This window comes from Pseudomonas sp. GW821-FHT01E10 (assembly GCF_059422365.1).
Genome location: NZ_JBWKWT010000002.1, coordinates 124,139 through 149,835 on the forward strand (window position 1 = coordinate 124,139; position 25,697 = coordinate 149,835).

The following is a 25,697-nucleotide window of genomic DNA, read 5'->3' on the forward strand; positions in this document are numbered from 1 at the left end:
TATGCAGGGAAGTTTGGGGGTGATGGCGCATCTTTCAAGCGTAGATCAATGTGATTTAACAGATAGTCGGCCTTCGAATCTGCGCCGCACTGACATACACTGCGCGGCCGTTTTTTAACCGGAACTTGAAAGACATGAAAAACGCATCTCCAGCCCGTGCCTGCGGTATCGACTTCGGCACGTCCAACTCCACCGTCGGCTGGCTGCGCCCCGGCATGGAAACGCTGATCGCGCTGGAGGACGACAAGATAACCCTGCCCTCGGTGGTCTTCTTCAATATGGAAGAACGCCGCCCGGTGTACGGCCGGCTGGCGCTGCACGAGTACCTGGAAGGTTACGAAGGCCGGTTGATGCGCTCGCTCAAGAGCCTGCTGGGCTCCAAGCTGATCAAGCACGACACCAGCGTCCTCGGCACGGCGATGCCGTTCAAGGACCTGCTCGGGCTGTTCATCGGCCAGTTGAAAAAGCGCGCCGAAGCCGCTGCCGGTCGGGAGTTCGAGGAAGTGGTGCTGGGCCGTCCGGTGTTTTTCGTCGATGACGATGAACTGGCCGACCAGGAAGCCGAGAACACCCTGGTGGACGTAGCCCGCGCCATTGGTTTCAAGGACGTCTCGTTCCAGTACGAGCCGATTGCAGCGGCGTTCGACTATGAATCCACCATCGAAAAGGAAGAGCTGGTACTGATTGTCGACATCGGCGGTGGTACGTCGGACTTCTCGCTGGTGCGCCTGTCCCCTGAGCGACGCGGGCACGACAACCGTCACGACGACATTCTCGCCACCGGTGGCGTGCACATCGGCGGAACCGATTTCGACAAACAGCTGAGCCTGCAAGGACTGATGCCGCTATTCGGCTACGGCAGCCGTATGAAGAGCGGCGCCTACATGCCCACCAGCCACCACATGAACCTGGCGACCTGGCACACCATCAACTCGGTGTACTCGCAGAAATCGACCCTGGCCCTGGGCAGCATGCGTTACGACATTGAAGACACCGGCGGCATCGATCGCCTGTTCAAGCTGATCGACCAGCGCGCCGGGCACTGGCTGGCGATGGAAGTGGAAGAGACCAAGATCCAGCTGACCCACGCCGACAGCCGTCATGTGCCGCTGGACCGCATCGAGCCCGGTTTGAGTGTGGAACTGACTCGTGCGCTGTTCGAATCAGCCATCGACAACTTGCTGGAGCGGGTGCGCAACAGCGTGACCCAATTGCTGAACGACGCGAATGTGCGGGTCGATCAGGTAGATACGGTGTTCTTCACTGGCGGTTCGAGCGGGATTCCGGCGCTGCGCAACAGCGTCTCGGCGATGTTGCCGAAGGCGCAGCATGTGGAAGGCAACATCTTCGGCAGCATCGGCAGCGGGTTGGCGATCGAGGCGGCCAAGCGTTACGGCCCGATGGATTGACCTGAAACCCTGTGGCGAGGGAGCTTGCTCCCGTTGGACTGCGCAGCAGTCCCTTCTTTTGGAGATAAGGGGGGCCGCTTCGCGCCCCCACGGGAGCAAGCTCCCTCGCCACAATTAGATCAACACGGGATCAAACCATCCCCACCTGCTTCAACTCACTCTTCAGGTACGCGTAATAAATCGGCCCCGCCACCACCCCCGGCAGGCCGAACGCGGCTTCGAACACCAGCATCGCCAGCAGCAACTCCCACGACTTGGCGCTGATCTGCCCGCCTACAATGCGCGCGTTGAGAAAGTATTCGAGCTTGTGGATAAAAATCAGATACCCCAATGCCGCCACCGCCACCCAGATCGACAGTGACAGGCCGACGATGGTGATCAAGGTGTTCGACATCAGGTTGCCGATCACCGGCAACAAGCCGAGCAGGAAGGTCAGCACGATCAGGGTTTTGGTCAGCGGCAGCTTGATCCCGAACATCGGCAGGACCACCGCGAGGAAAATCCCGGTGAAGAAGGTGTTGAGCAGGGAAATCTTGATCTGCGCGAAGACGATATTGCGAAACGCCTGGACCAACAGGTGCAAGCGGTCGAACAGCGCCGCGGCCAAGGGCTTGCGCTTGGTCAGGTCCGGTACGCGCTGCAAGGCGATGATCGCCCCCAGTACCATGCCGATCAGCAGCGTCACGAACATGTGCGCCGCGTCCTTGCCCACCAGTTGCAAGTCGCTGAGGTGCTTGCTCATCCACTCGCCGATGGCCACTCGGAACTCGGCGGCACTGGCCGGCAGATAAGCGTCGATGAACGGCGGCAGCTGCCCGCGTGCGCGGTCGACCACGCCCATGAATTTATCGAGGGAAGCACCGGGGTTTTCCGCCTCGTGCAGCAGAAAACTGATCGCACCGGCAAAGATCAGCGCCAGCACACTGACCACCAAAGTCCCCAGTAACGCCACCGCCAGCCAGCGCGCACGGCGGCCCTCGATCAGCCGTTGCAATTGCGGCGTGAGCATGTTGACCAGTTCGAACACCAACAACCCGGCCAGCAGGCTGGGCAGCAATCGCAGAGGGATCACCAGCAGCAAACCGCCAAAAATAATGACCCAACTGATGAGCAACAAGACCTGACGCTGAGAAAACGCTGACATACAGCCTCAAAACGAACGACGTGAAAGGATTGGCAGTCTGCCAGCGTTCCGGCGCCGAAGCGAGCAAACACGAACCTTGGGAGCGAGCCTGCTCGCGATAGCATCAACGCGGTTCTGCGTGATACCTAGTCGCCTGCATCGTCGGATCGCCGTCCGGAGCAGGCTCGCCCCACACTGCTTATTTTTTCTTCAGGCACTCACTCATGAACGCTTTGCGTGCATCGCCCTTGAGGCCCTTGGTAGTGGCATCGGCGTTACAGGTTTTCATCTTTTCTTGTTGAGGTGTCATGGGCTTGGCGGCATCGGCGGCCGGCGCGGCTTTGAGGCAGGTACTCATGAAGGCTTTGCGCTCATCGCCCTTGAGGCTCTTGGCGGTAGCTTCGGCATTGCAGGTAGTCATTTTGTTCTGTTGGGCAGTGGCAGCAAAACCCTGGGAGCAGAGCAGCAGACCGATCATCAACAACGGGGCACGCAACATCTTCATGGAGTTTTCTCCTTGCTACCGCACCGATGGGTACGGCCTCGCTCTGGAGTGTAGACAAAGCCTGTTACACCTTCATCTGCTATCAAGATGGCTGCGCCGATACTGTTCCGGCGTGCACCCGGCCTGGCGCTGAAACATCGCGATAAACGCCGAGCCGGTGCTGTAACCCATGTCGAAGGCGATTTCCTGAATGCTGCGGTGGCTGTCCAGCGCTTCGATCGCCGCCAGAAACCGCAACCGTTGCCGCCATTCACCGAAACTCATGCCCAACTCGCGAACAAACTGCCGGGCCAGCGTGCGTTCGCTGACGTGAACCTGCCCGGCCCAATACGCCAACGGCCGGTTATCCCCAGGTTCGGCCTGCAAGGCTTCCAGAATGCCAAGTAACCCGGGACTGCTGGCGTAGGGCAAATAGCACTCATGCATGGGCGCCTGTTGCAGTTGGTCCACCAATACTTGAGCCAGACGCTGGTCCGCGTCGTGCTCGGGAATTTTCACATCGCGGGCGGCGAAGTCTTTCAGGATCGCCTTGAGGATGTCGCTGATCGCCAGGGTGCAGGCCTGTTGCGGCAGATCGCGGCACAGCGTCGGCGCGAGGCAGACCGCGCGATAGTTGATCGGCTGATGGCTATAGAAACTGTGTTCGGTCCCGGGCGGCACCCATACCGCGTATTGCGGCGGTGACATGAAGCGGCTGCCGTCGACATCCATGTGCAGCACACCATGGGCGGCGTACTCCAGCGTGCCCCACGGATGCCGGTGAGGCGCAGCGTATTCGTGAGCGCTGAAGTCGGCATAGCGGAAATACACCGCCGACGGCAGTTCGCTGAAATCCAGCAGGTCGATGTGTTTACTGTTCATGCTGTCCGGAATCAGGGGCAGATTGTCTGGATCGCAGTATAGGCTTGCATCCAGACAGGCGGATAATTGCCCCTCATTAACGTTCTGGCTTTTTCCCGATGCAATACGCTTATCCCCTGCTGGCCATCTTCATTTGGGCTGGCAACACCGTGATCAACAAACTCGCGGTGGGCGCAATCTTCCCCGCCGAAATCGGCTTCTACCGCTGGCTGCTGGCCGGGATTCTGTTCACGCCTTTCATGCTTAAGCCAGTGATCGCCCATTGGCCGGTCATACGCCCAAACCTGGGGAGGATCTTCATTCTCGGCGTACTCGGCATGGCGGTTTATCAGAGCCTGGCCTATTTCGCTGCAACACTGACGTCGGCCACCAACATGGGGATCATTCTGTCGCTGATGCCGTTGATGTCGCTGGCCATGGCGATAGTCAGCCTCGGCCAACGCCTGACCGCCGGAGCCCTGGTCGGCGCGGTATTGTCGTTTGCCGGTGTTCTGGTGGTGGTGTCGTCCGGCAGCCTTGGCGCGTTGCTGGAGCACGGGGTGAACCTGGGCGACGCGATGATGCTGATCGCCACGCTGGCTTATGCGGTTTACAGCACCTTGCTGAAAAAATGGCAGCTGCGCTTGCCGCCGCTGGTGTTGCTGTATTTACAGGTGCTGGTGGCGGTGGTGGTGCTGTTTCCGCTGTTCCTCGCCTCACCGAAAATCGGCCCGACCCTGCATAACATTCCGCTGGTGCTTTACGCCTGTCTGCTGGCCTCGATGCTTGCGCCGCTGGCGTGGATGCAGGCCGTGGTACGCCTGGGCCCGAGCCGGACCACGCTGTTTTTCAACCTGCTGCCGTTGATCACCGCGCTGATTGCGGCGGTGGTGCTGCATGAGCAGTTGGCGTTGTATCACCTGGTGGGTGGGGTGTTGACGCTGGGTGGGGTGATTCTTTCCGAGCGCTGGACTACCACATTGGGCCGCGCATAACCCTTTGTGGCGAGGGAGCTTGCTCCCGCTCGAGCGCAAAGCATCGCATTCTGGGGGCTGCTTCGCAGCCCAACGGGAGCAAGCTCCCTCGCCACAGGGCTTAAACGCCTGCCGCCTTCAACCGCGCGGCATGCTCGACAAACAACCGCACCGGCTCCGCCCCTTTGCCCACCAGCCCCAGGGATTGGTTGACGATATCGAAGTGATCCATCGGGTATTGATCGCCAATCACCGTCCCGAGATGCGAGCTGTAGCGCCCGACCATCCCGTCGCAATGCCCCGCTTCACGCACGAAGGTTCTGGCAAACAACCGGCAACTGCGGTTGGTGCCGTCGAACAGGTTGCACCCGCGATCGGTCTTGCCCGGCTGCAAAGTCCCGGACCAGGAGTAATAGCGCACGCCATTGACCACTTCCGGGCCATGCCCACCCCAGGTGTCAGGCAGCCCCTGTGGATAACGCTGATTGAACAGCGCCACGCCGGCCGTGGTCAGCGATTGATGCGAAGCCGGGATATCCACCGGCAGTCGCGGCCCGCGATAACCGGTTTCCAGCAGGCACATCAATGCGCTGATCAACCACAAAAAAAAGGTGAGCAATCGGCCCCTGGCGCTGTCTGCCGGGTAATGATCGTGCAGGTAGTCCGCCAGCTCCGAACCGTGATTGGGCCCGGCCACCGAGGTCACTGACGCCACCTGGTCCGGGCGTTTTGCCGCAGCATACCGAGCGGTCAGCGAGCCCTGGCTGTGGCCGATCAGGTTGACCTTCTCGGCCCCGGTATCGCGCAGGATTTCCTCGATTCGTGCCAGCAATTGCTCACCACGCACCTCGGTTGAGTTGAGCGGCGAAACCTGCACCGCGATCACGGTTGCACCGTCCCGGCGCAACGCCGAAATGATCCCGAACCAATACGGATAGAGCAGCAGACGAATAAACCCGAGCATCCCCGGGACCAGCACCAACGGGTAACGCGTGGCAGAGCCCTGCGACATGGATGAACATCCTTGTGGTCGGTGAGATGAAGCAAGGCTGGATGCAAGGCCTCAGCCAAGCATCGCCACCCAAGATGACAACCCGGTGACCAATCTATGACATCCACCCTACTTCAACCCCACCACGCCCGCCACAATCAGCCCGACCGACACCAGTTTGAGCGCGGTCAGGCTTTCGCCCAGCAGCGCAAAGCCGAGGAACACCGTGCCCAATGAACCGATGGCGGTCCAGATCGGGTAGGCGATGCTCACCGGCAATTCGCGCATGGCCAAGGTCAGGAAATAGATCCCACCCACGGCCGCCACCACGGTGATCACCGAAGGCCAGAGCCGGGTGAAGCCTTCGGCGTACTTCATGCCCATGGCGAAGGTGACCTCGAACCCGGCGGCAATCAGCAGGAACAGCCAGGTCATCTAGAACTCCCTGGCCAGCGCCAGCAAACGCTGTTCGGCCTCGGCTACGGAAACCTGGAAGGTGCGCTCGGCGGACTCCTCGCCCTCGGCGGCGACAACCGTGACGTCAGTGATGCCGATGAACCCCAGTGCCGTGCGCAGCAACGGGTCGGCATGGTTCATCGCTTCAAGCTCGCCACCGGGGCCGAAACCAAACCCGCCGCGACTGGTGACGATCAACGCCTTCTTGCCCCGCACCAGCGGTTCGTACTGCGCGATGCCGTTGTCCAGGGTGTGATTGAACGTCAGCCCGAGCCGCACAATCTGGTCGATCCAGGCCTTGAGGCCACTGGGCACGCTGAAGTTGTACATCGGGGTGGAAATCACCAGCAGATCATGACCGAGCAACTCCCCCACCAACTCATCGCTGAGTGCCAGGTCGGCCTGCATCGACAACGGTCGCGCATGAGGCTCCGGATGAAAAGCAGCCGCTACGAAGGCTTCGTTGACGGCTGGGATCAACACCCGGCCGACTTCACGGCGGGTCAATTGCGACTGCGGGTTACGGACCTGCCAGGCTGAAAGAAACACCTCAGCCAACCGCCGCGAATGAGAGCGTTCACCACGGGGGCTGGCGTGAATGGCAAGAATTGTGCTCATCTGAATCTCCTTAAGGGCTAAACTGAAACGGCTTGTGGCTGCAGCTTGAAGCGCACAGCCACCTGCCTTCAAATGAGCAAAAATCAGTCTGGATGAATCTATTTCACCCATGGAGTTTTAAATGTTTGCCTCGTTGCCATTGACCGCCCTGCGGGCCTTCGAATCCGCCTCGCGCCTGCTGAGTTTCAAGGCGGCCGCCGAAGAGCTGTCCGTGACGCCGACGGCGGTTTCCCACCAGATCCGCTCCCTGGAGAACTGGCTCGGCGTGCCGCTGTTCGAACGACTGCCACGCCAGGTGCGCCTGACCGAGTGCGGCGAACGGCTGTTCCGTAGCCTGCATGGCGCCCTGCTGGAGGTGGCACAAAGCGTCGATACCTTGCGCCCGCAACGCAGCGGCACGAGCCTGACGATCTCCACCACCGCCGCTTTCGCCGCCCTTTGGCTGGTGCCACGGCTGGGACGGTTTTATGCCCGGCATCCGCACATCAGCGTGCGGCTGGACACTCACTGCGAAGTCATCGATTTGCATCAGGACGCCAGCGTCGATCTGGTGCTGCGCTACAGCCAAGACGACTACCCGAACCTGTATGGGTTGTGCCTGTTCGACGAGTCCTTCGGGGTTTATGGCTCGCCTGAACAAGTGGCCCTGGCGACCCGTCGGGTACCCACCCTGATCAGCGTGCAGTGGCATAACTCCAAACTGTATGCCCACGGCTGGGAAGCCTGGTGCGCGCAATCCGGCGAAACCTGGCTGGCCGGACAGCCAGCGGTGCGTGAATACGACGAAGAGCATTACGCCCTGCAAGCCGCCATTGCCGGGCAAGGTTTGGTGCTGGCGAGCAATATTCTGGTGTCGGAGAGTGTGGCCAGCGGCTTATTGCTGCCTTACCGGGGTGAGATTCAGGTCGACGGGGCCGGATACAGCGCACTGTGCGTTCCAGGGCGCGAACGGCATCCGCCGGTGCGGGCGTTTTTTGCGTGGTTGCAGGAGGAAGCTCGATTGTCTGGTCTATTGCCAAGATCGAAGCCTGCGGCAGCTCCTGCAGGGGAACGCGTTCCAATGTAGCGGCCGCAGGCTGAGATCTTTTGATCTACCGGGTGGGCTTGACCGTCACCGGCGCCTTGCCCGCCTTCATCTGCTCCAGCAACGGCGCACATTGATTCGGCTCGCCAGCACTCGGCGCGATCAGCGCCAGCAACCCCGCCGCCGGCGCGGCAATCACACCCAACGCCACCATCCCGGCCCCGCGCAGCATCAGCGGCACCGCTTTCACCCCCGCATCCGGCTTGATGAACTTACCCCGCACATACAGTGGCGAACGCAACGAAATCAAGCGCCAGCCCTTGGATTCCGGGCTGATGGTCAGGTCCAGTTGCTCGGTCGCCATGTTCGCGGTGCCATCGATGTAGACAATCGCGTTCTCGGTATCGAAGACGAACAACTGCGTGGTCGCCAGACCGCTCTTGATGTCGAAATTGGCCGCCGCGCAGTTGATCTTCACTTCCTTGTCGCCAAAGATTTTCCCGACCACATAGTTGCCGACATTGAGCCCGGCCAGCTCCATCAACTCACGACTGATGGCGCCATCATTGATCAGCATCTTCAAATTGCCGTCGGCAGTGCCCAGCAGCTTGGCCACCGAGTTGCCACGACCGGTAAGGTCGGCGTCGCCATTGAGCTCACCGAAACTGGTTTTCATCCGTTCAATGGACGGGAACAACTGTTTGAGCTTGAACTTGCGCGCGGTCAGTTTGGCCCGGCCTTCCAATGGCTCGGCGCGCCCGTTCAGACGAATCTGCGCATCCAGATTGCCGCCCGCCACGCCGAAACGCAGGGGCTCGAGACTGAGCACACCATCCGTCAGCACCAAATGGGTGTAGAGGTCGTTGAACGGCAGTTTTTCGCTGTGGACAATGCGCTTGCCAGTGAACTCGACGTCAGCGTCCATATCGCGCCAGCGCTCGGTCTTGAATTCCTCGACCGGCAGAATCTTGTCCGCCGGCTGTTTGCTTTCACCGCCGCGGGCCTTTTGCTTGGCATTGGAGTCGGCGCCGATCAGTGGGGCCAGGTCGGCAAACAACAGTTGATTGGACTCCACCGCCCCGCTGAGCTTGGGCCGCGGTTGACTCGCGACATAAGCCAGGTTGCCATGGATGTCGCTCTCGCCGATCTTGCCGTTGAAGTCCTCATAGCGGTAAACCGCCCCGCCCGACTCATGCAACTTGGCGGTCAAATGCCCATCCGTGGCGTACGGCGGGGTATCCGGCAGGGTCACGCCGATCAGCGGATAGAGATTGCCCAGGCTGGCACCGGCCAGTTTCAGGCGCAGATCCAGGGCGCCGAGGTTCAATGGGTCGGTGAGCGTGCCGGCCAGTTCGACGCTGGTGTCGGCAATCTTCATTTGCGCATGAAGCGGGAACGGCTTGGCGGCATCCTGTAGGGCCAGCAAACCACCGATTTTGCCTTGGCCGGCCAGATTCTGGCCGTGGTATTGGCCTTTGACCTTCAACGCGAACGCGTAATCCTGCGGCGAACCGCCCTTCTCAAGCGCGGTTTTCGCCGCTTTGTCGCCGACGATGTCACTGAACGGAATCGGCTTGCCCAGCGGATCGATAAGCAAGTCGAGGCGGGTTTTCAGGCTCTGGTCGTCGAGCGTGACATGGCCCTTGTCGAAGCCGATGGCACCGATGTCCAGCACCCAGTTAGAAGGCTCGGCATTCGGGTCCTTGGGGTCGAACTTGAATGTCCAGTTGGCGCGGCCGTCGGCCAGACGCTGCAGGTCGGCATTGGGCTCGGTCAGGTCGATGCGCGGGATCGTCACCCGCTGTGTCAGCAAGGCCAGCGGTGAAATACGCAGCTCGACGCGTTTGAGGGTGGCCATCTGCGGTTGCTTCGACCAGTCCGGGTTGCCCAGGCTCAGGTCTTCGGCCACCACATGCGGCCACGGTACCCAGGCCCGCCAGCCGCCTTCGTCGGGCTCGCGCTGCCAGACCACCGCGAGGTTGCCGTTGATGGCGAACGGACGATGCAGTTCTTCGGAGACTTTGGCGTTAAGGGGCGGCTTGATCCGGTTCCAATCGAAGAACGCGATGATCAGCACCAGGACGGCCAGCAGAACAACGAGGCTGGCGGAGGTCCAGGCAAGCATTTTACGAGTGCGCGTCATTGCACAGAGCTCCTGAATACGACTGAGCGCCCTGACAGCGACGCACTGATGAAACGTTAGGCCAGAACCGGCCTGCCATGAAATGTACGACTGGAAAACGGCCCGCAGGTTTAACCCGGAGGCCGATCGAACGCAAATAGCCGTCTCGCCCCTCCCTTTTTAGCGTTACCGACCCCGCACTTTTGCGAGGCGAAAATGAGTCGAAAATACCCACCTCAGTGCAAAAACGTTCGCCGGAAACGCCCGTTCTAGAGCCGCTCGGCCAAACAATCAATTCCGTTGATTATTACCATTGCGTTTATGAACTTTTATATCGACTTATCGAGAGTAGCATTGACCTCGTACCCACTTTATCGCCCTCCCAAGGAGCAACCCATCATGAAACGCGAATTACTGCTTAGCCTGACCCTCTCAATGTTAGCCAGCACCGCTTTTGCTCTGCCGGCTGCCGATCAGGCCACTCCACAAGTCAAAGACAGCCACTCGGTGTTCAGCCAGACCGTTGCCGATGGTGCCAACGGTAACGAGCGCCTGAAAGAAAAAGGCCTGATCACCCAGGATGGCTCGGATCGCACTCCACAGGGCCAAACCCTGGCTGCTGACGGTACCGACCGTACCCCACAAGGCCAAACTCTGGCTGCTGACGGTACCGACCGTACCCCACAAGGCCAAACCCTGGCGGCTGACGGTACTGACCGCACTCCACAAGGCCAAACCCTGGCCGCTGACGGTACTGACCGCACTCCACAAGGCCAAACCCTGGCCGCTGACGGTGCCGACCGTACCCCACAAGGTCAAACCCTGGCCGCTGACGGTACCGATCGCACTCCACAAGGCCAAACCCTTGCTGAAGGTGGTGGTGACCGTGTGATCGAACGCAACAGCGCTGTGAGCTAAGCCCATGGTGGCCTGGAAAAAAAGCCCAATCCCCGGATTGGGCTTTTGACTTTATAGAAGCTGCGTTTTCCCCGCGTGATCCCCCCGACAGTCCGTTCGACGCCAGCGAAGCCGATTTGCTAGAGTGCGCCGCTGTCCCTGTCCAGAAAACACCCTTGCGATGCTGCCCCGCGCCGAACAGAAACAACAGACCCGCAACGCCCTGATGGACGCTGCCCGCCACCTGATGGAAAGCGGCCGAGGATTCGGCAGCTTGAGCCTGCGTGAAGTGACGCGAACCGCCGGGATCGTGCCCACTGGTTTCTACCGGCACTTCGCCGACATGGACGAATTGGGCCTGGCGCTGGTGTGCGAAGTCGGCCAGACCTTCCGCGAAACCATCCGCCTGGTGCGCCATAACGAATTCGTCATGGGCGGTATCATCGATGCCTCGGTGCGGATCTTTCTCGACGTGGTCACGGCCAATCGCTCGCAGTTCCTGTTTCTTGCCCGAGAGCAGTACGGCGGCTCGCTGCCGGTGCGCCAGGCCATCGGCCGCCTGCGCGAGGACATCAGCTCGGACCTGGCGGCCGATTTGTCGCTGATGCCCAAACTGCAGCATCTGGACATCGCCGGCCTGAGCGTCATGGCCGATCTGATCGTCAAAAGCGTGTTCGCGACCCTGCCGGACATCATCGATCCGCCGGCCGAAGCATTGCCCGAGCACCTGACACCCCAGGCGAAAATCACCCAGCAGTTGCGGTTTATCTTTATCGGGCTGAAGCATTGGCAAGGACTCGGCAGTACCGAGTAACCCGTTAGAAAAAAATCGCAGCCTTCGGCAGAAGGCTGCGATCTTTTTGTGCGCTGCAAATTGGTGCATAAACACCCGCCACGCACCAACTTCAATCAAAGTCCTGCAACATTGTGAGTCCCCCCCCGTCGCTCTGACAGGCATTTCCTACCTCTCACCCGATTGGCAAGCCCCTTGCTCTAGCCTGAACATTGTTCATTGCTGGAAGCCTTCCGATGCTGGTGATTCATCGCAGAATCGACCCTCAACCCGTCTGGGCCGCCGAGTTGCACCTGACCTTCGAAGCCAGGAGCAAAAGTCGCTTGCGCTGTTTCAGTGCCGAGGGTGAAGACGTCGGCTTGTTTCTGGAGCGCGGCCAGCCGCCGCTGCATGACGGCGAATGCCTGCAAGCCGAAGACGGGCGCGTCGTTCGCGTCTGTGCTCGCCCCGAACAACTGCTGCACGTCACCTGCGCCAATGCGTTCGAACTGACCCGCGCCGCCTATCATCTGGGCAATCGCCACGTGGCCCTGCAAGTCGGCGACGGCTGGTTGCGCCTGCTCGATGATTACGTGCTCAAGGCCATGCTCGAACAGCTTGGCGCCAAGGCCGAGAACATCGAAGCGCCGTTCCAGCCGGAACACGGTGCCTACGGTGGTGGCCATCACCACTCGCGCCACGGTGACGAGGACTTCAACTACCCGCCGAAACTGCACCAGTTCGGCGTGCGCTTATGAACCCCGCCTGGGCGCTGCTGCGCCTGGCCAGCCCGCAGCTGCCAATTGGCGGCTACAGCTATTCCCAGGGCCTGGAAATGGCGGTGGATAACGGCCGGGTCAATGATCCCGACAGCGCGCGACGCTGGATCAGCGATCAATTGCTGCTGAACCTGGCGCGTTTCGAAGCACCGCTACTGCTCGCCCATTGCACCGCCGCAGCCGAAGAAAACTGGGCCGAGTTGCTGCAACGCTGCGAAGAGCATCGCGCCAGCCGCGAAACACGTGAGCTGCATCAGGAGAGCCGGCAGATGGGCTATTCGCTGCAGCAGCTGCTCAACGGCTTGCCGGAGCTGGACGAGCCTGCTCGCGCCTTTCTCGAGCAACGCCCTGAACCGCACTTGGCTCTCGGCTGGGCGCTGGCGGCTCGCGCCTGGAACATCAACCCGCAAGATGCGCTGGCCGCCTGGCTCTGGAGCTGGCTGGAAAACCAACTGGCGGTGTTGATGAAAACCCTGCCGTTGGGCCAGCAAGCCGCACAACGCCTGACCAGCGAACTGCTGCCGTTGCTGCAACAGGCGCAGCAAGACGCCAGCCGAATCAATCTCGAACACGTTGGCAGCGCCGCTTTCGGTCTGTCCCTGGCGTGCATGGCCCATGAGCGCCAGTACAGCCGTCTGTTCCGTTCCTAGGGCCTTTTAGTTTGGAGAATCACATGAACACACAACCCCTGCGCGTCGGCATCGGCGGCCCGGTCGGCTCCGGCAAAACCGCCTTGACCCTGGCCCTGTGCCTGGCCCTGCGCGAACGCTACAACCTGGCCGTCGTGACCAACGACATCTATACCCGCGAAGACGCTGACTTTCTGGTGCGCAACGAAGCCTTGGCACCTGAGCGGATCATCGGCGTGGAAACCGGCGGCTGCCCGCACACGGCGATCCGCGAAGACGCCTCGATCAACCTCGAAGCCGTGGACCAACTGAACCGGCGCTTTCCGGGGCTGGATCTGATCCTGGTGGAATCCGGCGGCGACAACCTCTCGGCGACCTTCAGCCCGGAGCTGTCCGACCTGACCATTTACGTGATCGATGTCTCCGCCGGCGACAAGCTGCCGCGCAAGGGTGGCCCCGGCATCTGCAAATCCGACCTGCTGGTGATCAACAAGATCGACCTGGCGCCGCTGGTAGGCGCGTCGCTGGAGATGATGAACAGCGACACCCAACGCATGCGCAACGGTAAGCCGTTTGTCTTCAGCAACCAGAAAACCGGCCAGGGCCTTGAAGAAATCATCGCCTTCATCGAACGCCAGGGCCTGCTGACTGCGGCCTGATCACACTTATCAACAAGGAAGCTTATCCATGACACTGAAACGCATTCTGGGCGCCATGGCCCTGCTGCTGACCCCAGCCATTGCCTTCGCCCACCCGGGCCATGGCGACAACGGCTTGATCGCCGGCATCAGCCACCCGATCGGCGGCCTCGATCACTTGCTGGCGATGGTTGCCGTGGGGTTGTGGGCGGCGCAGCAGAAAGGCGCTGCGCGCTGGGCCCTGCCGTGCACATTCGTGGGCACCATGTTGATCGGCGGCTTGCTGGGTTTTGAAGGGCTGAACCTGCCGGCGCTGGAAAGCGGGATTGCGGCATCGGTATTGGCGCTGGGCCTGGCGGTGGCGTTGGCAGTGCGTCCGCCGCTGAGCCTGGCGGTTGCGGCGACCGCGTTGTTCGCGCTGTTTCATGGCGTGGCGCATGGTCTGGAATTGCCGGACATGTCCAGTCCCTGGGCGTATGCCGCAGGGTTTGTGGCAGCGACAGCGGCATTGCATGCCGCGGGTTATGCGGTGGTTCGCGTCTTGCCTCAGGCCGCGGCACCATTGGTTCGGCTGGCGGGTGCGGCGTCGGCGGTAACCGGAGCTTGGTTATTAGCGGGTTAATTCTCTAGCGTCTGGACTGACCTCTTCGCGGGCAAGCCTCGCTCCTACAGGATTGTGTTTGACCCCGCAATTCGTGTCATGACACGAAACCTGTAGGAGCGAGGCTTGCCCGCGAAGGCGGCCTGACAGACACCGCATCTCTAAGGCCTGCTAACATGTCGCGCAATTAACCCTGCCGTGACGACGCCAGCCAATGCCGCATGCTTCCCGCTCTGCCTCCCAGCCTGAATTGACCGCCCTGTTCGCCTCAGTGCACCAGCACTTCCAGGACGTGATCGTGCCGCTCTGGCAGGGCCCCGGCTGGAACGCCGACATGGCGTTGCCTTATGAGGCGCTGGATGCCGAGCATAAACCGCTGCCCCCTCAGCGCTACCGGGCCATGGCCTGCGCGCGGCAGCTGTACCTGTTCTCCAGCCTGATCGGCCAGGTGCCCAAGGCTGAAGAGCGCGCGGCGGCGCTGTTTCGTTCCTTGCAACGGCATTTCCACGATGCCGAGCATGGCGGCTGGTTCTACAGCATCGACCCGCAAGGTACGCCGCTGGACCAGCGCAAAGACCTCTACACCCACGCCTTCATCCTGTTCGCCTGCGCCCATTATTGGGACAAGGTTCGCGAACCGCTGGTGGAGTCGGTACTCAACGCCGCGCTGGAAGTGGTAGCGCAGCGTTTCGCCACGGGCGACGGCCTGTACGAAGCCAGCCTGGACCGTGATTGGTCCTCGCTCGACTCCGGGCCATTGCAGAACCCTCTGATGCATTTGGCCGAAGCCTTCCTCGCCACCCTTTCGGTGCGCGAAGACGCGGCTGTGCAGAACGCACTCATCGAGTTATGCACAGCCATGCAAAAGCGTTTCATCGACCCGCGACATGCGGTGTTGATGGAGAAGCCGCTGGGAGCTGTGGATAACTGGTTCGAGCCGGGCCATCAGTTCGAATGGTATTTCCTGCTGCAATCCTCGCCATTGCTGCGCGGCTCGACACTGCATGCCTCGCTGGAGCGCGCGTTTGCGTTCACCGAGCAACGGGGTGTCGATCAGCAGACCGGTGCCGTGCGAGCGATGCTGGAACTGGATAATCACCCTCGCGACGCAACCCAACGCATCTGGGCTCAAGCCGAATACCTGCGCGCCCTGACCTTGCGCCCGGACAGCAAAGCGTCGGTGCAACGCCAATTGCAGGCGTTGCAACAAAGCTTTCTGCATGCGGGCGGTTGGTATGAGTGTCGCGATGAGCAGGGCGAAGTGAGCCGCAAGGACATGCCTTCGACCACGCCTTATCACTTGGCAACCTGCTATCGCGGGCTGGCCGAGTATTTGCGCTGACTGAAAAAATGTTTTCGCGGGCAAGCCTCGCTCCTACAGGTTTTATGTTGAATCGCGACTCTGCGAACAACACATAATCCGTAGGAGCGAGGCTTGCCCGCGAACAGCCGTTACTCGGTCTTACACCTTGGCATTACGCTCAATGGCAAACCCGCTCCAGGTCTGGCTCACCGGCATCAGCTCAAGGCTGTTGATGTTGATGTGGGCCGGTGCGTTGAGCACCCAGAAAATGGTCTCGGCGATGTCTTGCGGCTGGATCGGGTCGGCACCGGCGTAAGTGGCGTTGTAACGCTCCTGGTCACCGGCGAAACGCACCAGCGAGAACTCGCTCTCGCACAGGCCCGGCTCGATGTTGCTGACCCGCACGCCCGTACCTTGCAGGTCGCAACGCAGGTTCAGGGAGAACTGTTTGACGAACGCCTTGCTCGCGCCATACACGTGGCTGCCCGGGTACGGGTAGTTGCCGGCGATGGAGCCGAGGTTGACGATGCTGGCGCCACGACCATGAGCGATCAAACGTGGCAGCAACAGGCGGGTGCTGTACATCAGGCCTTTGATGTTGGTGTCGACCATGGTGTCCCAATCATCGAGATTGCACTTGGGCGCCGGGTCCACACCCAGGGCCAGGCCGGCGTTGTTGATCAGCCCGCGCAGCTTGGCGAAGGATGGCGGCAGGTTGGCAATCGCCTCCTCCATGGCCTTGCGGTCCCGTACGTCGAGCACCAGGCCATGGACCTCGGTCTGTTTCGACAACTCGGCGCACAGGGCATTGAGGCGCTCTTCACGACGACCTGTCAGCACCAGTTTCCAGCCGGCCTCGGCAAAACGACGGGCACAGGCTTCACCAAAACCGGAGGTCGCGCCGGTAATAAACAGGGTGTTGGACATCGTGTTCTCCTTGCGTCGGCTGACAGTCAGCCCTTGGAATAGAAAATCAACCGGCAGCATGCCCGGCCTTTTCCACAGCGGCAACCATGGCAAAAACCGTACAAAAAACGATCAATACTGGCAACACCCCATGCCCCGTGGCTTGCAGCCATGTACGCGCACCTTATCCACAGGCCGGTCCACAGTTTCCGGGGGCAAGTGGAAAAGCTGCAAGCCGCTATCCACAAGGCTTTGCGGGCAGATTAGAAAGTTTTTTGCTTGACCCTGAGGCACCCGCTGTGTAACCCAGGGCAATTTGCACGACCGAGCGGTCAGAGCGACGATGGCGCCAAGCCAGCAACCACGGCCCTCAGCCGAGTCTTTCCAGAGTTTAACCACAGACTTATCCACAGGCTTGTCCACCTCGATTCATACCGTGTCCGCTCATAACAAAAAGGTTGACAAAGCCGGCTTGAGGCTCGCCAAAAACACCTGATCAAAAAACAATCACCACTCTGCAGGCCACGGATTCAAAGGCTTACAGCCAGCTACTCCCACGTTATTCACAGCCAGTTCCACAGCAAACGGGGACAAGTCAAAACCGTGACAAAACAGTAATTTGCAGCGGCTTTATGTCGCGCTTTGAGAGGTCATGAATATTGTTTTCCACAATTTCCCTTTACCTCAAACCACAGCCTCGTGTAGGGATTGTGCGGGCATAAAAAAACGCCCTGAGTTCGTCAGGGCGTTTTCCAGGCTCTTCGGTTTAGTGCCCGCCGAGATAGGCGTTACGCACCTCCTCGTTCACCAGCAGCTCCTTGCCGGTGCCGGTGAGGCGGATCTGCCCGTTGACCATCACGTACGCCCGGTCCGACAGCTTGAGGGCGTGGTTGGCGTTCTGCTCCACCAAAAAGATGGTCATGCCCGTCTTGGCCAGTTCCCGCAGGGTCGCGAAGATCTGTTTCACCACAATCGGCGCCAGCCCCAGGCTCGGCTCATCGAGCAGCAACAGCTTGGGGCGGCTCATCAACGCCCGGGCAATGGCGAGCATTTGCTGCTCACCACCGGACATGGTCATGGCCCGCTGGTTACGCCGTTCCTTGAGCCGCGGAAACAGCTCGAACATGCGCTCCATGTCCTCGGCGGCGTACTTGTCACCGATCGGGATGGTGCCCATCAGCAGGTTTTCCTCGACGGTCATGTCGGGGAACACCCGGCGGCCTTCCGGCGACTGAGCGATACCGTTGGAGGCGATGTAGTGGGACGACTTGTGAGTGATATCCACACCCTGATAGACGATTTGCCCGTCAGTCGCCCGTGGCTGACCGAAAATCGACATCAGCAGGGTCGACTTGCCGGCACCGTTGGAGCCGATCAGGCTGACGGTCTCCCCTTCATTGATGTGCAACGAGACTTTCTTCAGAGCCTGGATCGGTCCGTAGAACACGTCGATCTCTTTCAGTTCGAGGATCGGTTGACTCATACCAGTTCCTCTTCGTCGGCGCCCAGATAGGCGGCAATCACTTTCGGATCGTGTCGGATCGCATCAGGCCCGCCCTCGGCGATGACAACGCCGTGGTCCAGCACCACGATGTGGTCGGAAATGCTCATGACCATGCCCATGTCGTGCTCGATCAACACCACGGTCAGATCATGCTCGTCACGCAGCAGCCGGATCATCGCGCTCAGCGCTTCGGTTTCCTGAGGGTTGAGGCCGGCGGCCGGTTCGTCGAGGCAGATGATCTGCGGCCGGGTACACATGGCCCGGGCGATCTCCAGACGGCGTTGCTGACCATAGGACAGTTCACCAGCCAGGCGGTTGGCGCAGTCCACCAGGTCCACCACTTCCAGCCAGTAGAAGGCGTGGTCCAGTGCATCGCTTTCGGCCTTGCGATAACCCTTGGTGTTGAGGATGCCGGCCAGCATGCCGCGGTTGACCCACATGTGCTGGGCCACCAGCAGGTTTTCCAGTACCGACATCTCCTTGAACAGGCGAATGTTCTGGAAAGTCCGCGCCAGACCGGCACGGTTGATCAGGTGCGTGCCACCGAACATCTTGTAGTGGAGCCGGCTGATGAAGCTTTTCGGCGAAACGAAATCGGTTGCCTTGAACGGCTCCCCGAGCATTTTGATGACGTTGGTCTTCACCCCACGGGTGTTGAGCTCGATATGCCCGCCGGACGCTTTGTAGAACCCGGTCAAGCAGTTGAACACAGTGGTCTTGCCCGCGCCGTTGGGGCCGATCAACGCGAAGATCGAGTTGCGCTTGACCTTCAGGCTGACGTCACTCAACGCCTTGATGCCACCGAAGTGCATCATCAGGTTCTCGACCGAGAGTACGACTTCACTCATGGCGCTACTCCTTTACGCGGGGTCACACCGGTACGGCTGATCCGGATCAGGCCGCGCGGTCGCCAAATCATCATCAACACCATCAGGATGCCGAACAGCAGCACGCGATATTCAGCGAAGCCGCGCAGCAGTTCCGGAGCGACGGTCAACACGAATGCTGCCATCACCACGCCGATGGTCGAACCCATGCCGCCAAGTACCACGATGGCGAGGATCAATGCCGATTCGAAGAAGGTGAATGAGGTCGGGTTCACAAAGCCCTGATAGGTCGCGAAAAACACGCCGGCCAGACCCGCTGTCGATGCGCCGATGGTGAACGCCGACAGTTTGACCAGTACGTGATTCAGACCCATGGAGCGACAGGCGATTTCGTCTTCACGCAAGGCTTCCCATGCGCGACCGACCGGCATGCGGGTCAAGCGATGCTTGATGTACAGCACGGCCAGCACTACCAGGAACAACACCGCATAAATGAAGTAGTACTTCACGTCCGGGTTGTAGGCGATGCCGAAGAACTCATGAAAAGGTACCCCACCGTCCTTCGCCCGCTTTCCGAATTCGAGACCGAAGAAAGTTGGCAACGGCGCCGCCATGCCATTCGGGCCACCGGTCAGGGACAACCAGTTGTTGAGGATCAACCGGATGATTTCACCAAAGCCCAGGGTCACGATTGCCAGATAGTCGCCGTGCAGACGCAGCACCGGGAAACCCAGGATGCACCCCGCCAGCCCGGCAGTGATCGCCGCCAAAGGCAGCACCGTCCAGAAGCCCAGCCCCAGATATTGGTAACCGAGCGCCAGGCCGTAAGCGCCGATGGCATAGAACGCCACATAACCCAGGTCGAGCAGGCCAGCCAGACCGACCACGATGTTCAGGCCCAGGCCCAGCAGCACGTAGATCAACCCAAGGATGACCACGCCCAACAGGTAAGAGTTGGAGAAGAACGGGAATACCACGGCGACAACGATCACCAGCGGGACGACCCAGCGCAACCGGGATTTGTAATCAGGCGCCAGAACATGAACCCCGGAACCGGTGCTCTCGAAGCCTTCGAGAATTCTCAGGCCTTTGGGGGTTTGCAAGAACAGGCTCAGGGCAAAGCGGCCAGCCATAACGATGGCGACTATCCATGCCACGCGCGTCGGCTGCAGGTTGAAGCCGTAGCCGTCGAGGACCACACCAACAATCGGGCCGAACACAATCAGGGCGATGAGGCCGGCAAGAATCGCGTCAACCAGGCTTTTTTTGACATCAATGGTTTTAGTGGTTGAAGACATCGCTTACACCTTCGACACAAGAGGACGGCCAAGCAGGCCTTGAGGCCGAAAGACCAGAACAAGAACGAGCAGCGAGAAGCTGAAAACGTCTTTGTAATCCGAGTTGACCAGCCCCGAGAACAGCGACTCGGAGATCCCGAGAATGATCCCTCCCAGCATGGCGCCGGGCAGTGAGCCGATCCCGCCGAGCACTGCCGCAGTGAACGCCTTGATCCCGATGACGAAGCCTGCGTAGAAGTCGAACGTGCCGTAGTTCATGGTGATCAGCACACCGGCCAGGGCCGCCATCGCCGCACCGATGATGAACACGTAGGAAATCACCCGATCGGTGTTGATCCCCAGGATCGAAGCCATCTTGCGGTCTTGCTGGGTGGCGCGGCACATGCGGCCGAGTTTGGTGTACTTGATGACATAGGTCAGCAAGCCCATGCCGACGAATGCGGCAACCAGAATGAAGATTTTGGTGTAGGTGAGTTGAACGAAGCCGCTCCCGACTTCAACTCGCCATGCACCGGTCAGCAGTGTTGGTACACCCTGTTGACGGGCACCCTGACTGATCTGTGCATAATTTTGCAGGATCAGGGAAATACCGATGGCGCTGATCAGCGGTGCCAGTCGGGTGGAGTTGCGCAGCGGTTTGTAAGCGACACGCTCAATGACCCAGCCATACACCGCGGTGACGATGATGGTGAAAACCAGGGTGCCGAGCATCAGCAGCGGGAAGGATTCAATACCGAAGTAAGCCAGCAGAGCCAGACTGATCGCCGCGAGGTACGCAGAGATCATGTAAACCTCGCCATGGGCGAAGTTGATCATGCCGATGATGCCATAGACCATTGTGTAGCCGATGGCGATCAGGCCATAGACCGACCCGAGGGTCAGGCCGTTGACCAGTTGCTGCAGGAAAATACCATCCATAACGCAATCTCACGCACTTGAGAGACTGCACAGAAGCCGGGTGCGACGGACCGGGGTTCAGCCGCCGGCGCAACTCGGTTGTGTGCAGCTCTACGAGAAAAGACAGGTACTGCACGGACATGTTTCAGGACTGCCCGGCGCGCAAGGCGCCGGGCAGATCAACCGCTCATATCACTTCTGTTTTTCCAGCTGGTGGTATTTGCCGTCCTTGTCCCACTTGTAAACCACGTAGTCGGAGACTTTCAGGTCGCCCTTGCTGTCCCAGGTCTTCTCGCCCATGACGGTCTTGACCGGGTTGGCTTTCAGCCATTTGGCAGCGTCTTCGCCCTTGTTGGATTTGGCGCCATTGAACGCTGCGGCCAGGGTCTGGACCGAAGCGTAGGCGTACAGGGTGTAGCCTTCAGGTTCGGTGCCGGCCTTGCGGAAGGCGTCTACCACGGTCTTGCTGTCTGGCAGCAGACGTGGGTCGGCGCCGAAGGTCATCAGTACGCCATCAACGTTCTGTGGGCCACCGGCGGTGGTCACCAGTTCGTCAGTCACGATGCCGTCATCGGACATGAACTTGACGTCTTTGAGGCCCTGTTCACGCAGTTGCCGAACCAGTGGACCGGCTTCCGGGTGCAAGCCGCCGAAGTAGACCACGTCGGCACCGGCCGCACGGATCTTGGTGACGACGGCGCTGAAGTCTTTCTCGCCGCGAGTCAGGCCTTCATACAGCACTGGCGTTACGCCGCGCTTGATCAGTTGAGCCTTGGTGGCATCTGCCAAGCCTTGGCCATAGGTGTCCTTGTCGTGCAGCACGGCGACTTTCTTGCCCTTGAGCACGTCGACGATATAGTCGCCAGCCACGATACCTTGCTGGTCGTCACGCCCGCACATGCGGAACATGGCACTCAGGCCGCGCTCGGTCACCTTGGGGTTGGTGGAACCTGGGGTGATCGTGATGATGCCGGCTTCATCGTAGATCTCGGAGGCAGGGATGGTCGACGAGGAGCAGAAGTGACCTACCACACCAACGACTTTCTTTTCAGTCAGGTCTTTGGCGACCGTCACAGCCTGCTTCGGCTCGCAGGCGTCATCGCCTTTGACCAGTACGATTTTTTCCCCGTTGACACCGCCGGCGGCGTTGACCGCATCAGCGGCTGCCTGTGCACCCTTCATGTACTGCTCGCCAAATGCCGCGTTGGCGCCTGTCATAGGGCCGGCCACACCGATTTTCACATCAGCCTGTGCAAACGCAGAAACACCCAACGCAGCTGCCACTGCGAGGGCCAGAAAGCCTTTCTTGTAAAACGTCTGGGACATGAGGTGGTGCTCCAAGGTTTTTTTAGTTGGCACTGCGACTTCACTGAATGCTCAGAGCAAGGGCCGTGCCATCGGTTTTTTATTCTGAAAAAAGTCGCTGCTTTCTTGTTATTTCGACTGTTTCGATCCCATTTTCATTGGGCGTGCAACCGTCTAAACCGCGGGAGGTGAAACCATTTATTTCAAAAGGCGCAACCCGCATGCGCCATCATTGCAACCGCAGCGCCAAACGATGTGCAACCTGCCTGTAACAGCCCGCGTCACCGAACTGCACACTGCCGGTGCACAACTGCTACAACCCGCACCATTACAGGCTAGCCGCTTCGCTGAAAAGCGCTGCTTCCAGCAACATATTTCAACAATCAGATCACGATCCGCAGGCACTGGCCCGCGTGATACAGCGAAAAACCGGCCTCATACAGGCAGCTTCGCAGCCCCACGCCCGCCAATGGCTGCATGGGTGCGAAGGGAATCGGCAGGGCTTGAGGATTTCCGTTACACAAGTAGTCGGCGAAGGCTTTGCCGACCACTGTGCCGGTGGTCACGCCTCGACCGTTGTAACCAGTAACGGCCACCAGACCCGGTGCCGGCTCGAACAGGCGCATCAAATGATCGGGGGTGAAGGCGATGCAACCGGTCCAGGTGCATTCCCATTCCACCGGTTTCAGGTAGGGGAAGTAATGCTGCTGAACCCGATCGGCCCAGGCTTTGAGGAACCAGGTCGGTTTCTGGTTGCCATTGCCGAGACTGCCGAGCAACAACCGCCCCTCGGCATCACGACGGATGCTGCTGAGCACTTGCCGGGTGTCCCAGGAACCCTGACCACCGGGCAGAATTTGCTGCGCGGCGTCTTCGGTCAGCGGCACCGAAGCCACTTGATAGTAATAACCGGGGAAGAAGTTGCGACGCAGCTCCGTCCAGTCGCCTTCGGTATAGGCATTGGAAGCGATCACCACCTGTTCGGCCAGCACCGAACCCTGGGCGGTCTGCACCGACCAGCGCTGGCCCTGACGTTCGAGTCGGGTCACCGGGGAATGATCGAACAACTGACCGCCAAGGCCGATAGCCGCGTTGGCCAGCCCCGTGGTGTAGGCCATCGGGTTGATCGTGCCGGCACGCCGGTCGAGCAGCGCGGCGGCGATCTTCCGGGTGCCCGTGGCTTGTTCGCAGGCAGCTCCGGTCAACAATTCCACCGGTGCCCCACGACGTTTCCATTGTTCTTCGCGACTGCGCAGGTCCGCCTCGCCACGCGCGTTGTGCGCCATGTGCAGCGTGCCTTCGCGGCGCAACTGGCAATCGATGTTGTATTTGTCGACGAGGCTGAACACCAGCGACGGCGCCGCTCCGAGCATACGGTTGAGCTGACTGCCGACCGCCTTGCCAAAACCGGCTTCGATTTCGTCCGGAGGAATCCACATTCCGGCGTTGACCAGCCCGACGTTACGCCCCGAACCGCCATGGCCGGCACGATGCGCTTCCAGCACACAGACACTTTTGCCTTGCTCCAGCAGATGCACCGCCGCCGACAGCCCGGTGAAACCGGCACCGATGACGCAGACATCCACCGTCACCTCACCCTTGAGCGCCGCATTGTCGGGCCTTTGCGGCGTCAGTTTTTCCCACAGACACTCTTCGCGTAACGGCATTGCCAGACTCCGAAAATGAAACCTAACCAACACACCATCGATCGTTCCCACACAGAGCGTGGGAACGATCGATCAACAGCTTGTCGCTTGCTGCTTAATCGAACGTAATCCCCTGAGCCAACGGCAACTCCAGCGAATAGTTCACGGTGTTGGTCTGGCGGCGCATGTACCCGCGCCATGCATCGGAGCCCGACTCACGACCGCCGCCCGTTTCCTTCTCGCCGCCGAACGCGCCGCCGATTTCCGCGCCGCTCGGGCCGATGTTGACGTTGGCGATGCCGCAATCGCTGCCCACCGCCGACATGAACCGCTCGGCTTCACGCACGTCGGTGGTGAAGATGCACGACGACAGGCCTTGTGGCACGGCGTTGTTCAGGCGCAATGCCTCTTCGAAATCGGTGTAACCGATCACGTACAGAATTGGCGCGAAGGTTTCGTCGCGCACCACATCGCTTTGTTCCGGCATTTCGACGATGGCTGGTGAAACGTAGTAAGCGTTGGGGAATTTGTCTTCCAGCTGACGCTGGCCGCCAAACACCCGGCCGCCTTCGCTCAAGGCTTGCTCCAGCGCGTCCTGCATGTTGTCGAAGCTGTGTTTGTCGATCAGCGGCCCGATCAGGTTGCCTTCCAGTGGATGGCCGATGCGCACCTTGGAGTAAGCGGCTTTCAGGCGGGTGACGATTTCTTCTTTCACCGATTCGTGGGCAATCAGGCGACGCAAGGTGGTGCAACGCTGACCGGCAGTGCCGACGGCGCTAAACAGAATCGCCCGTACGGCCATGTCCAGATCGGCGCTTGGGCCGAGGATCATCGCGTTATTACCGCCCAGTTCCAGAATGCTACGGGCGAAACGTGCGGCGATTTTCGGCGCCACTTCGCGGCCCATGCGGGTGCTGCCGGTAGCGCTGATCAGCGCGACACGCGGGTCATCGACCAGGGCTTCGCCTGCATCGCGACCACCGATGATCACTTGGCTCAGGTGCGGCGGGGCGTCGCTGAAGTTCTTCAGGACACGGTCGAACAGCGCCTGACAGGCCAGCGCGGTCAGCGGGGTTTTCTCCGACGGCTTCCAGATCACCGGGTTGCCGCACACCAGCGCCAGCGTCGCGTTCCAGGCCCAGACGGCGACCGGGAAGTTGAACGCGCTGATCACGCCGACGATGCCCAGCGGGTGCCAGGTTTCGCGCATGTGGTGGCCAGGGCGCTCGGAGGCGATGGTCAAACCGTACAACTGACGGGACAGACCGACCGCGAAGTCGCAGATGTCGATCATTTCCTGAACTTCACCCAGGCCTTCCTGAGTGATCTTGCCGGCTTCCCAGGAAACCAGCTCACCGAGATCGGCCTTGTACTCGCGCAGGATGTCGCCCAATTGACGAACCAGTTCGCCACGGCGCGGCGCCGGCACCTTGCGCCACAATTCGAACGCATGATCTGCGCGACTGATGTGCTGCTCGACTTCAGCGGCGCCTTCCCAGTTCACGGCGGCAATCCGACTACCGTCGATGGGCGAATGCACCGGCACTTTGCCGTTCTGGTACAGGGCCGGGTTCACACCAAGACGATCAAGCAATGCGGCAACCATGGGTCACTCCTCGAGCAGAAACAGAAA

The 25,697-nt window shown here is 60.3% G+C and carries 25 protein-coding genes; 10 read left to right on the forward strand and 15 right to left on the reverse strand.

Translation table 11 applies throughout. The annotated features are described in order from the left end of the window. The first annotated feature begins 134 nt into the window (after nucleotides 1-134). Nucleotides 135-1,409, forward strand: a complete 1,275-nt coding sequence (locus AC07V0_RS04350) for an Hsp70 family protein (protein ID WP_018928459.1) — start codon at nucleotides 135-137, stop codon at nucleotides 1,407-1,409. A gap of 130 nt (nucleotides 1,410-1,539) precedes the next feature. On the opposite strand, the gene AC07V0_RS04355 is transcribed toward AC07V0_RS04350, so the two are convergent. The 3 genes from AC07V0_RS04355 to AC07V0_RS04365 form a co-directional block, all read right to left on the reverse strand. Next, entirely contained in the window at nucleotides 1,540-2,553 is a 1,014-nt protein-coding gene (locus AC07V0_RS04355; protein ID WP_018928460.1) for an AI-2E family transporter, read from the reverse strand. Between the two features lie 178 nt (nucleotides 2,554-2,731). Further along, on the reverse strand, nucleotides 2,732-3,037 hold the full coding sequence (locus AC07V0_RS04360) for a PsiF family protein (RefSeq protein ID WP_064616040.1): 306 nt from the start codon (nucleotides 3,035-3,037) through the stop codon (nucleotides 2,732-2,734). 72 nt (nucleotides 3,038-3,109) lie between these two features. Beyond that, nucleotides 3,110-3,898: an AraC family transcriptional regulator gene (locus AC07V0_RS04365; RefSeq protein ID WP_495019426.1), complete on the reverse strand. Its 789-nt coding sequence runs from the start codon at nucleotides 3,896-3,898 to the stop codon at nucleotides 3,110-3,112. A 98-nt stretch (nucleotides 3,899-3,996) separates the two neighbouring features. Here AC07V0_RS04365 and AC07V0_RS04370 point away from each other — a divergent pair, with 98 nt between their 5' ends. Next, nucleotides 3,997-4,872 (forward strand): DMT family transporter, encoded by an 876-nt coding sequence (locus tag AC07V0_RS04370; RefSeq protein WP_495019427.1) that lies wholly within the window; start codon nucleotides 3,997-3,999, stop codon nucleotides 4,870-4,872. A 100-nt stretch (nucleotides 4,873-4,972) separates the two neighbouring features. On the opposite strand, the gene AC07V0_RS04375 is transcribed toward AC07V0_RS04370, so the two are convergent. The 3 genes from AC07V0_RS04375 to AC07V0_RS04385 form a co-directional block, all read right to left on the reverse strand. Then, nucleotides 4,973-5,863, reverse strand: a complete 891-nt coding sequence (locus AC07V0_RS04375) for an esterase/lipase family protein (RefSeq protein WP_018928464.1) — start codon at nucleotides 5,861-5,863, stop codon at nucleotides 4,973-4,975. Between the two features lie 108 nt (nucleotides 5,864-5,971). After that, nucleotides 5,972-6,277, reverse strand: coding sequence for a DMT family transporter (locus AC07V0_RS04380; RefSeq protein WP_495019428.1), 306 nt, complete (start codon nucleotides 6,275-6,277; stop codon nucleotides 5,972-5,974). Beyond that, on the reverse strand, nucleotides 6,278-6,916 hold the full coding sequence (locus tag AC07V0_RS04385; protein WP_495019429.1) for an FMN-dependent NADH-azoreductase: 639 nt from the start codon (nucleotides 6,914-6,916) through the stop codon (nucleotides 6,278-6,280). Between the two features lie 121 nt (nucleotides 6,917-7,037). On the opposite strand from AC07V0_RS04385, the gene AC07V0_RS04390 reads away from it, so the two are divergent. Continuing rightward, a complete protein-coding gene (locus tag AC07V0_RS04390; RefSeq protein WP_018928466.1) occupies nucleotides 7,038-7,982 on the forward strand; it encodes a LysR substrate-binding domain-containing protein in 945 nt (314 codons plus the stop codon). A gap of 25 nt (nucleotides 7,983-8,007) precedes the next feature. Here the strand turns inward: AC07V0_RS04390 and AC07V0_RS04395 are convergent, their stop codons facing one another. Further along, nucleotides 8,008-10,083, reverse strand: a complete 2,076-nt coding sequence (locus tag AC07V0_RS04395; RefSeq protein ID WP_064616035.1) for an AsmA family protein — start codon at nucleotides 10,081-10,083, stop codon at nucleotides 8,008-8,010. A 378-nt stretch (nucleotides 10,084-10,461) separates the two neighbouring features. On the opposite strand from AC07V0_RS04395, the gene AC07V0_RS04400 reads away from it, so the two are divergent. The 7 genes from AC07V0_RS04400 (at nucleotide 10,462) to AC07V0_RS04430 (ending at nucleotide 15,720) form a co-directional block, all read left to right on the forward strand. Then, a complete protein-coding gene (locus AC07V0_RS04400) occupies nucleotides 10,462-10,980 on the forward strand; it encodes a hypothetical protein (protein WP_086944068.1) in 519 nt (172 codons plus the stop codon). 160 nt (nucleotides 10,981-11,140) lie between these two features. Continuing rightward, the gene (locus tag AC07V0_RS04405; RefSeq protein ID WP_018928469.1) at nucleotides 11,141-11,773 is read left to right on the forward strand and encodes a TetR family transcriptional regulator; all 633 of its coding nucleotides are present in this window, start codon (nucleotides 11,141-11,143) and stop codon (nucleotides 11,771-11,773) included. Between the two features lie 215 nt (nucleotides 11,774-11,988). Beyond that, the gene (gene ureE / locus AC07V0_RS04410) at nucleotides 11,989-12,489 is read left to right on the forward strand and encodes an urease accessory protein UreE (RefSeq protein ID WP_018928470.1); all 501 of its coding nucleotides are present in this window, start codon (nucleotides 11,989-11,991) and stop codon (nucleotides 12,487-12,489) included. Further along, a complete protein-coding gene (locus AC07V0_RS04415) occupies nucleotides 12,486-13,160 on the forward strand; it encodes an urease accessory protein UreF (protein WP_018928471.1) in 675 nt (224 codons plus the stop codon). The genes ureE and AC07V0_RS04415 overlap by 4 nt, the downstream gene beginning before the upstream one ends. Before the next feature lie 23 nt (nucleotides 13,161-13,183). Beyond that, a complete protein-coding gene (ureG, locus tag AC07V0_RS04420; RefSeq protein ID WP_008001031.1) occupies nucleotides 13,184-13,798 on the forward strand; it encodes an urease accessory protein UreG in 615 nt (204 codons plus the stop codon). A 28-nt stretch (nucleotides 13,799-13,826) separates the two neighbouring features. Continuing rightward, nucleotides 13,827-14,399, forward strand: coding sequence for a HupE/UreJ family protein (locus AC07V0_RS04425; RefSeq protein WP_495019430.1), 573 nt, complete (start codon nucleotides 13,827-13,829; stop codon nucleotides 14,397-14,399). A gap of 193 nt (nucleotides 14,400-14,592) precedes the next feature. Beyond that, a complete protein-coding gene (locus AC07V0_RS04430) occupies nucleotides 14,593-15,720 on the forward strand; it encodes an AGE family epimerase/isomerase (RefSeq protein ID WP_495019431.1) in 1,128 nt (375 codons plus the stop codon). A 120-nt stretch (nucleotides 15,721-15,840) separates the two neighbouring features. Here AC07V0_RS04430 and AC07V0_RS04435 read toward each other — a convergent pair whose 3' ends face one another. The 8 genes from AC07V0_RS04435 to amaB all read right to left on the reverse strand — a co-directional run bounded on the left by AC07V0_RS04435 (nucleotide 15,841) and on the right by amaB (nucleotide 25,670). Next, a complete protein-coding gene (locus AC07V0_RS04435) occupies nucleotides 15,841-16,608 on the reverse strand; it encodes an SDR family oxidoreductase (protein ID WP_018928475.1) in 768 nt (255 codons plus the stop codon). Between the two features lie 745 nt (nucleotides 16,609-17,353). Next, nucleotides 17,354-18,070 carry an ABC transporter ATP-binding protein gene (locus tag AC07V0_RS04440; RefSeq protein WP_086944073.1) on the reverse strand — a complete coding sequence of 239 codons (717 nt, stop codon included), beginning with the start codon at nucleotides 18,068-18,070 and terminating at the stop codon, nucleotides 17,354-17,356. Continuing rightward, a complete protein-coding gene (locus AC07V0_RS04445; RefSeq protein WP_018928477.1) occupies nucleotides 18,067-18,939 on the reverse strand; it encodes an ABC transporter ATP-binding protein in 873 nt (290 codons plus the stop codon). The genes AC07V0_RS04440 and AC07V0_RS04445 overlap by 4 nt, the downstream gene beginning before the upstream one ends. Further along, nucleotides 18,936-20,216 carry a high-affinity branched-chain amino acid ABC transporter permease LivM gene (gene livM / locus AC07V0_RS04450; RefSeq protein ID WP_018928478.1) on the reverse strand — a complete coding sequence of 427 codons (1,281 nt, stop codon included), beginning with the start codon at nucleotides 20,214-20,216 and terminating at the stop codon, nucleotides 18,936-18,938. Before livM ends, AC07V0_RS04445 begins: the two co-directional genes overlap by 4 nt. A gap of 3 nt (nucleotides 20,217-20,219) precedes the next feature. Further along, the gene (locus tag AC07V0_RS04455) at nucleotides 20,220-21,134 is read right to left on the reverse strand and encodes an ABC transporter permease subunit (RefSeq protein WP_007939055.1); all 915 of its coding nucleotides are present in this window, start codon (nucleotides 21,132-21,134) and stop codon (nucleotides 20,220-20,222) included. A gap of 171 nt (nucleotides 21,135-21,305) precedes the next feature. Beyond that, on the reverse strand, nucleotides 21,306-22,439 hold the full coding sequence (locus AC07V0_RS04460; protein ID WP_018928479.1) for a branched-chain amino acid ABC transporter substrate-binding protein: 1,134 nt from the start codon (nucleotides 22,437-22,439) through the stop codon (nucleotides 21,306-21,308). Nucleotides 22,440-22,801: 362 nt separating this feature from the next. Further along, entirely contained in the window at nucleotides 22,802-24,085 is a 1,284-nt protein-coding gene (amaA, locus tag AC07V0_RS04465; protein ID WP_018928480.1) for an L-pipecolate oxidase, read from the reverse strand. Between the two features lie 94 nt (nucleotides 24,086-24,179). Next, nucleotides 24,180-25,670 carry an L-piperidine-6-carboxylate dehydrogenase gene (gene amaB, locus AC07V0_RS04470; RefSeq protein ID WP_018928481.1) on the reverse strand — a complete coding sequence of 497 codons (1,491 nt, stop codon included), beginning with the start codon at nucleotides 25,668-25,670 and terminating at the stop codon, nucleotides 24,180-24,182. Nucleotides 25,671-25,697: the final 27 nt, after the last annotated feature.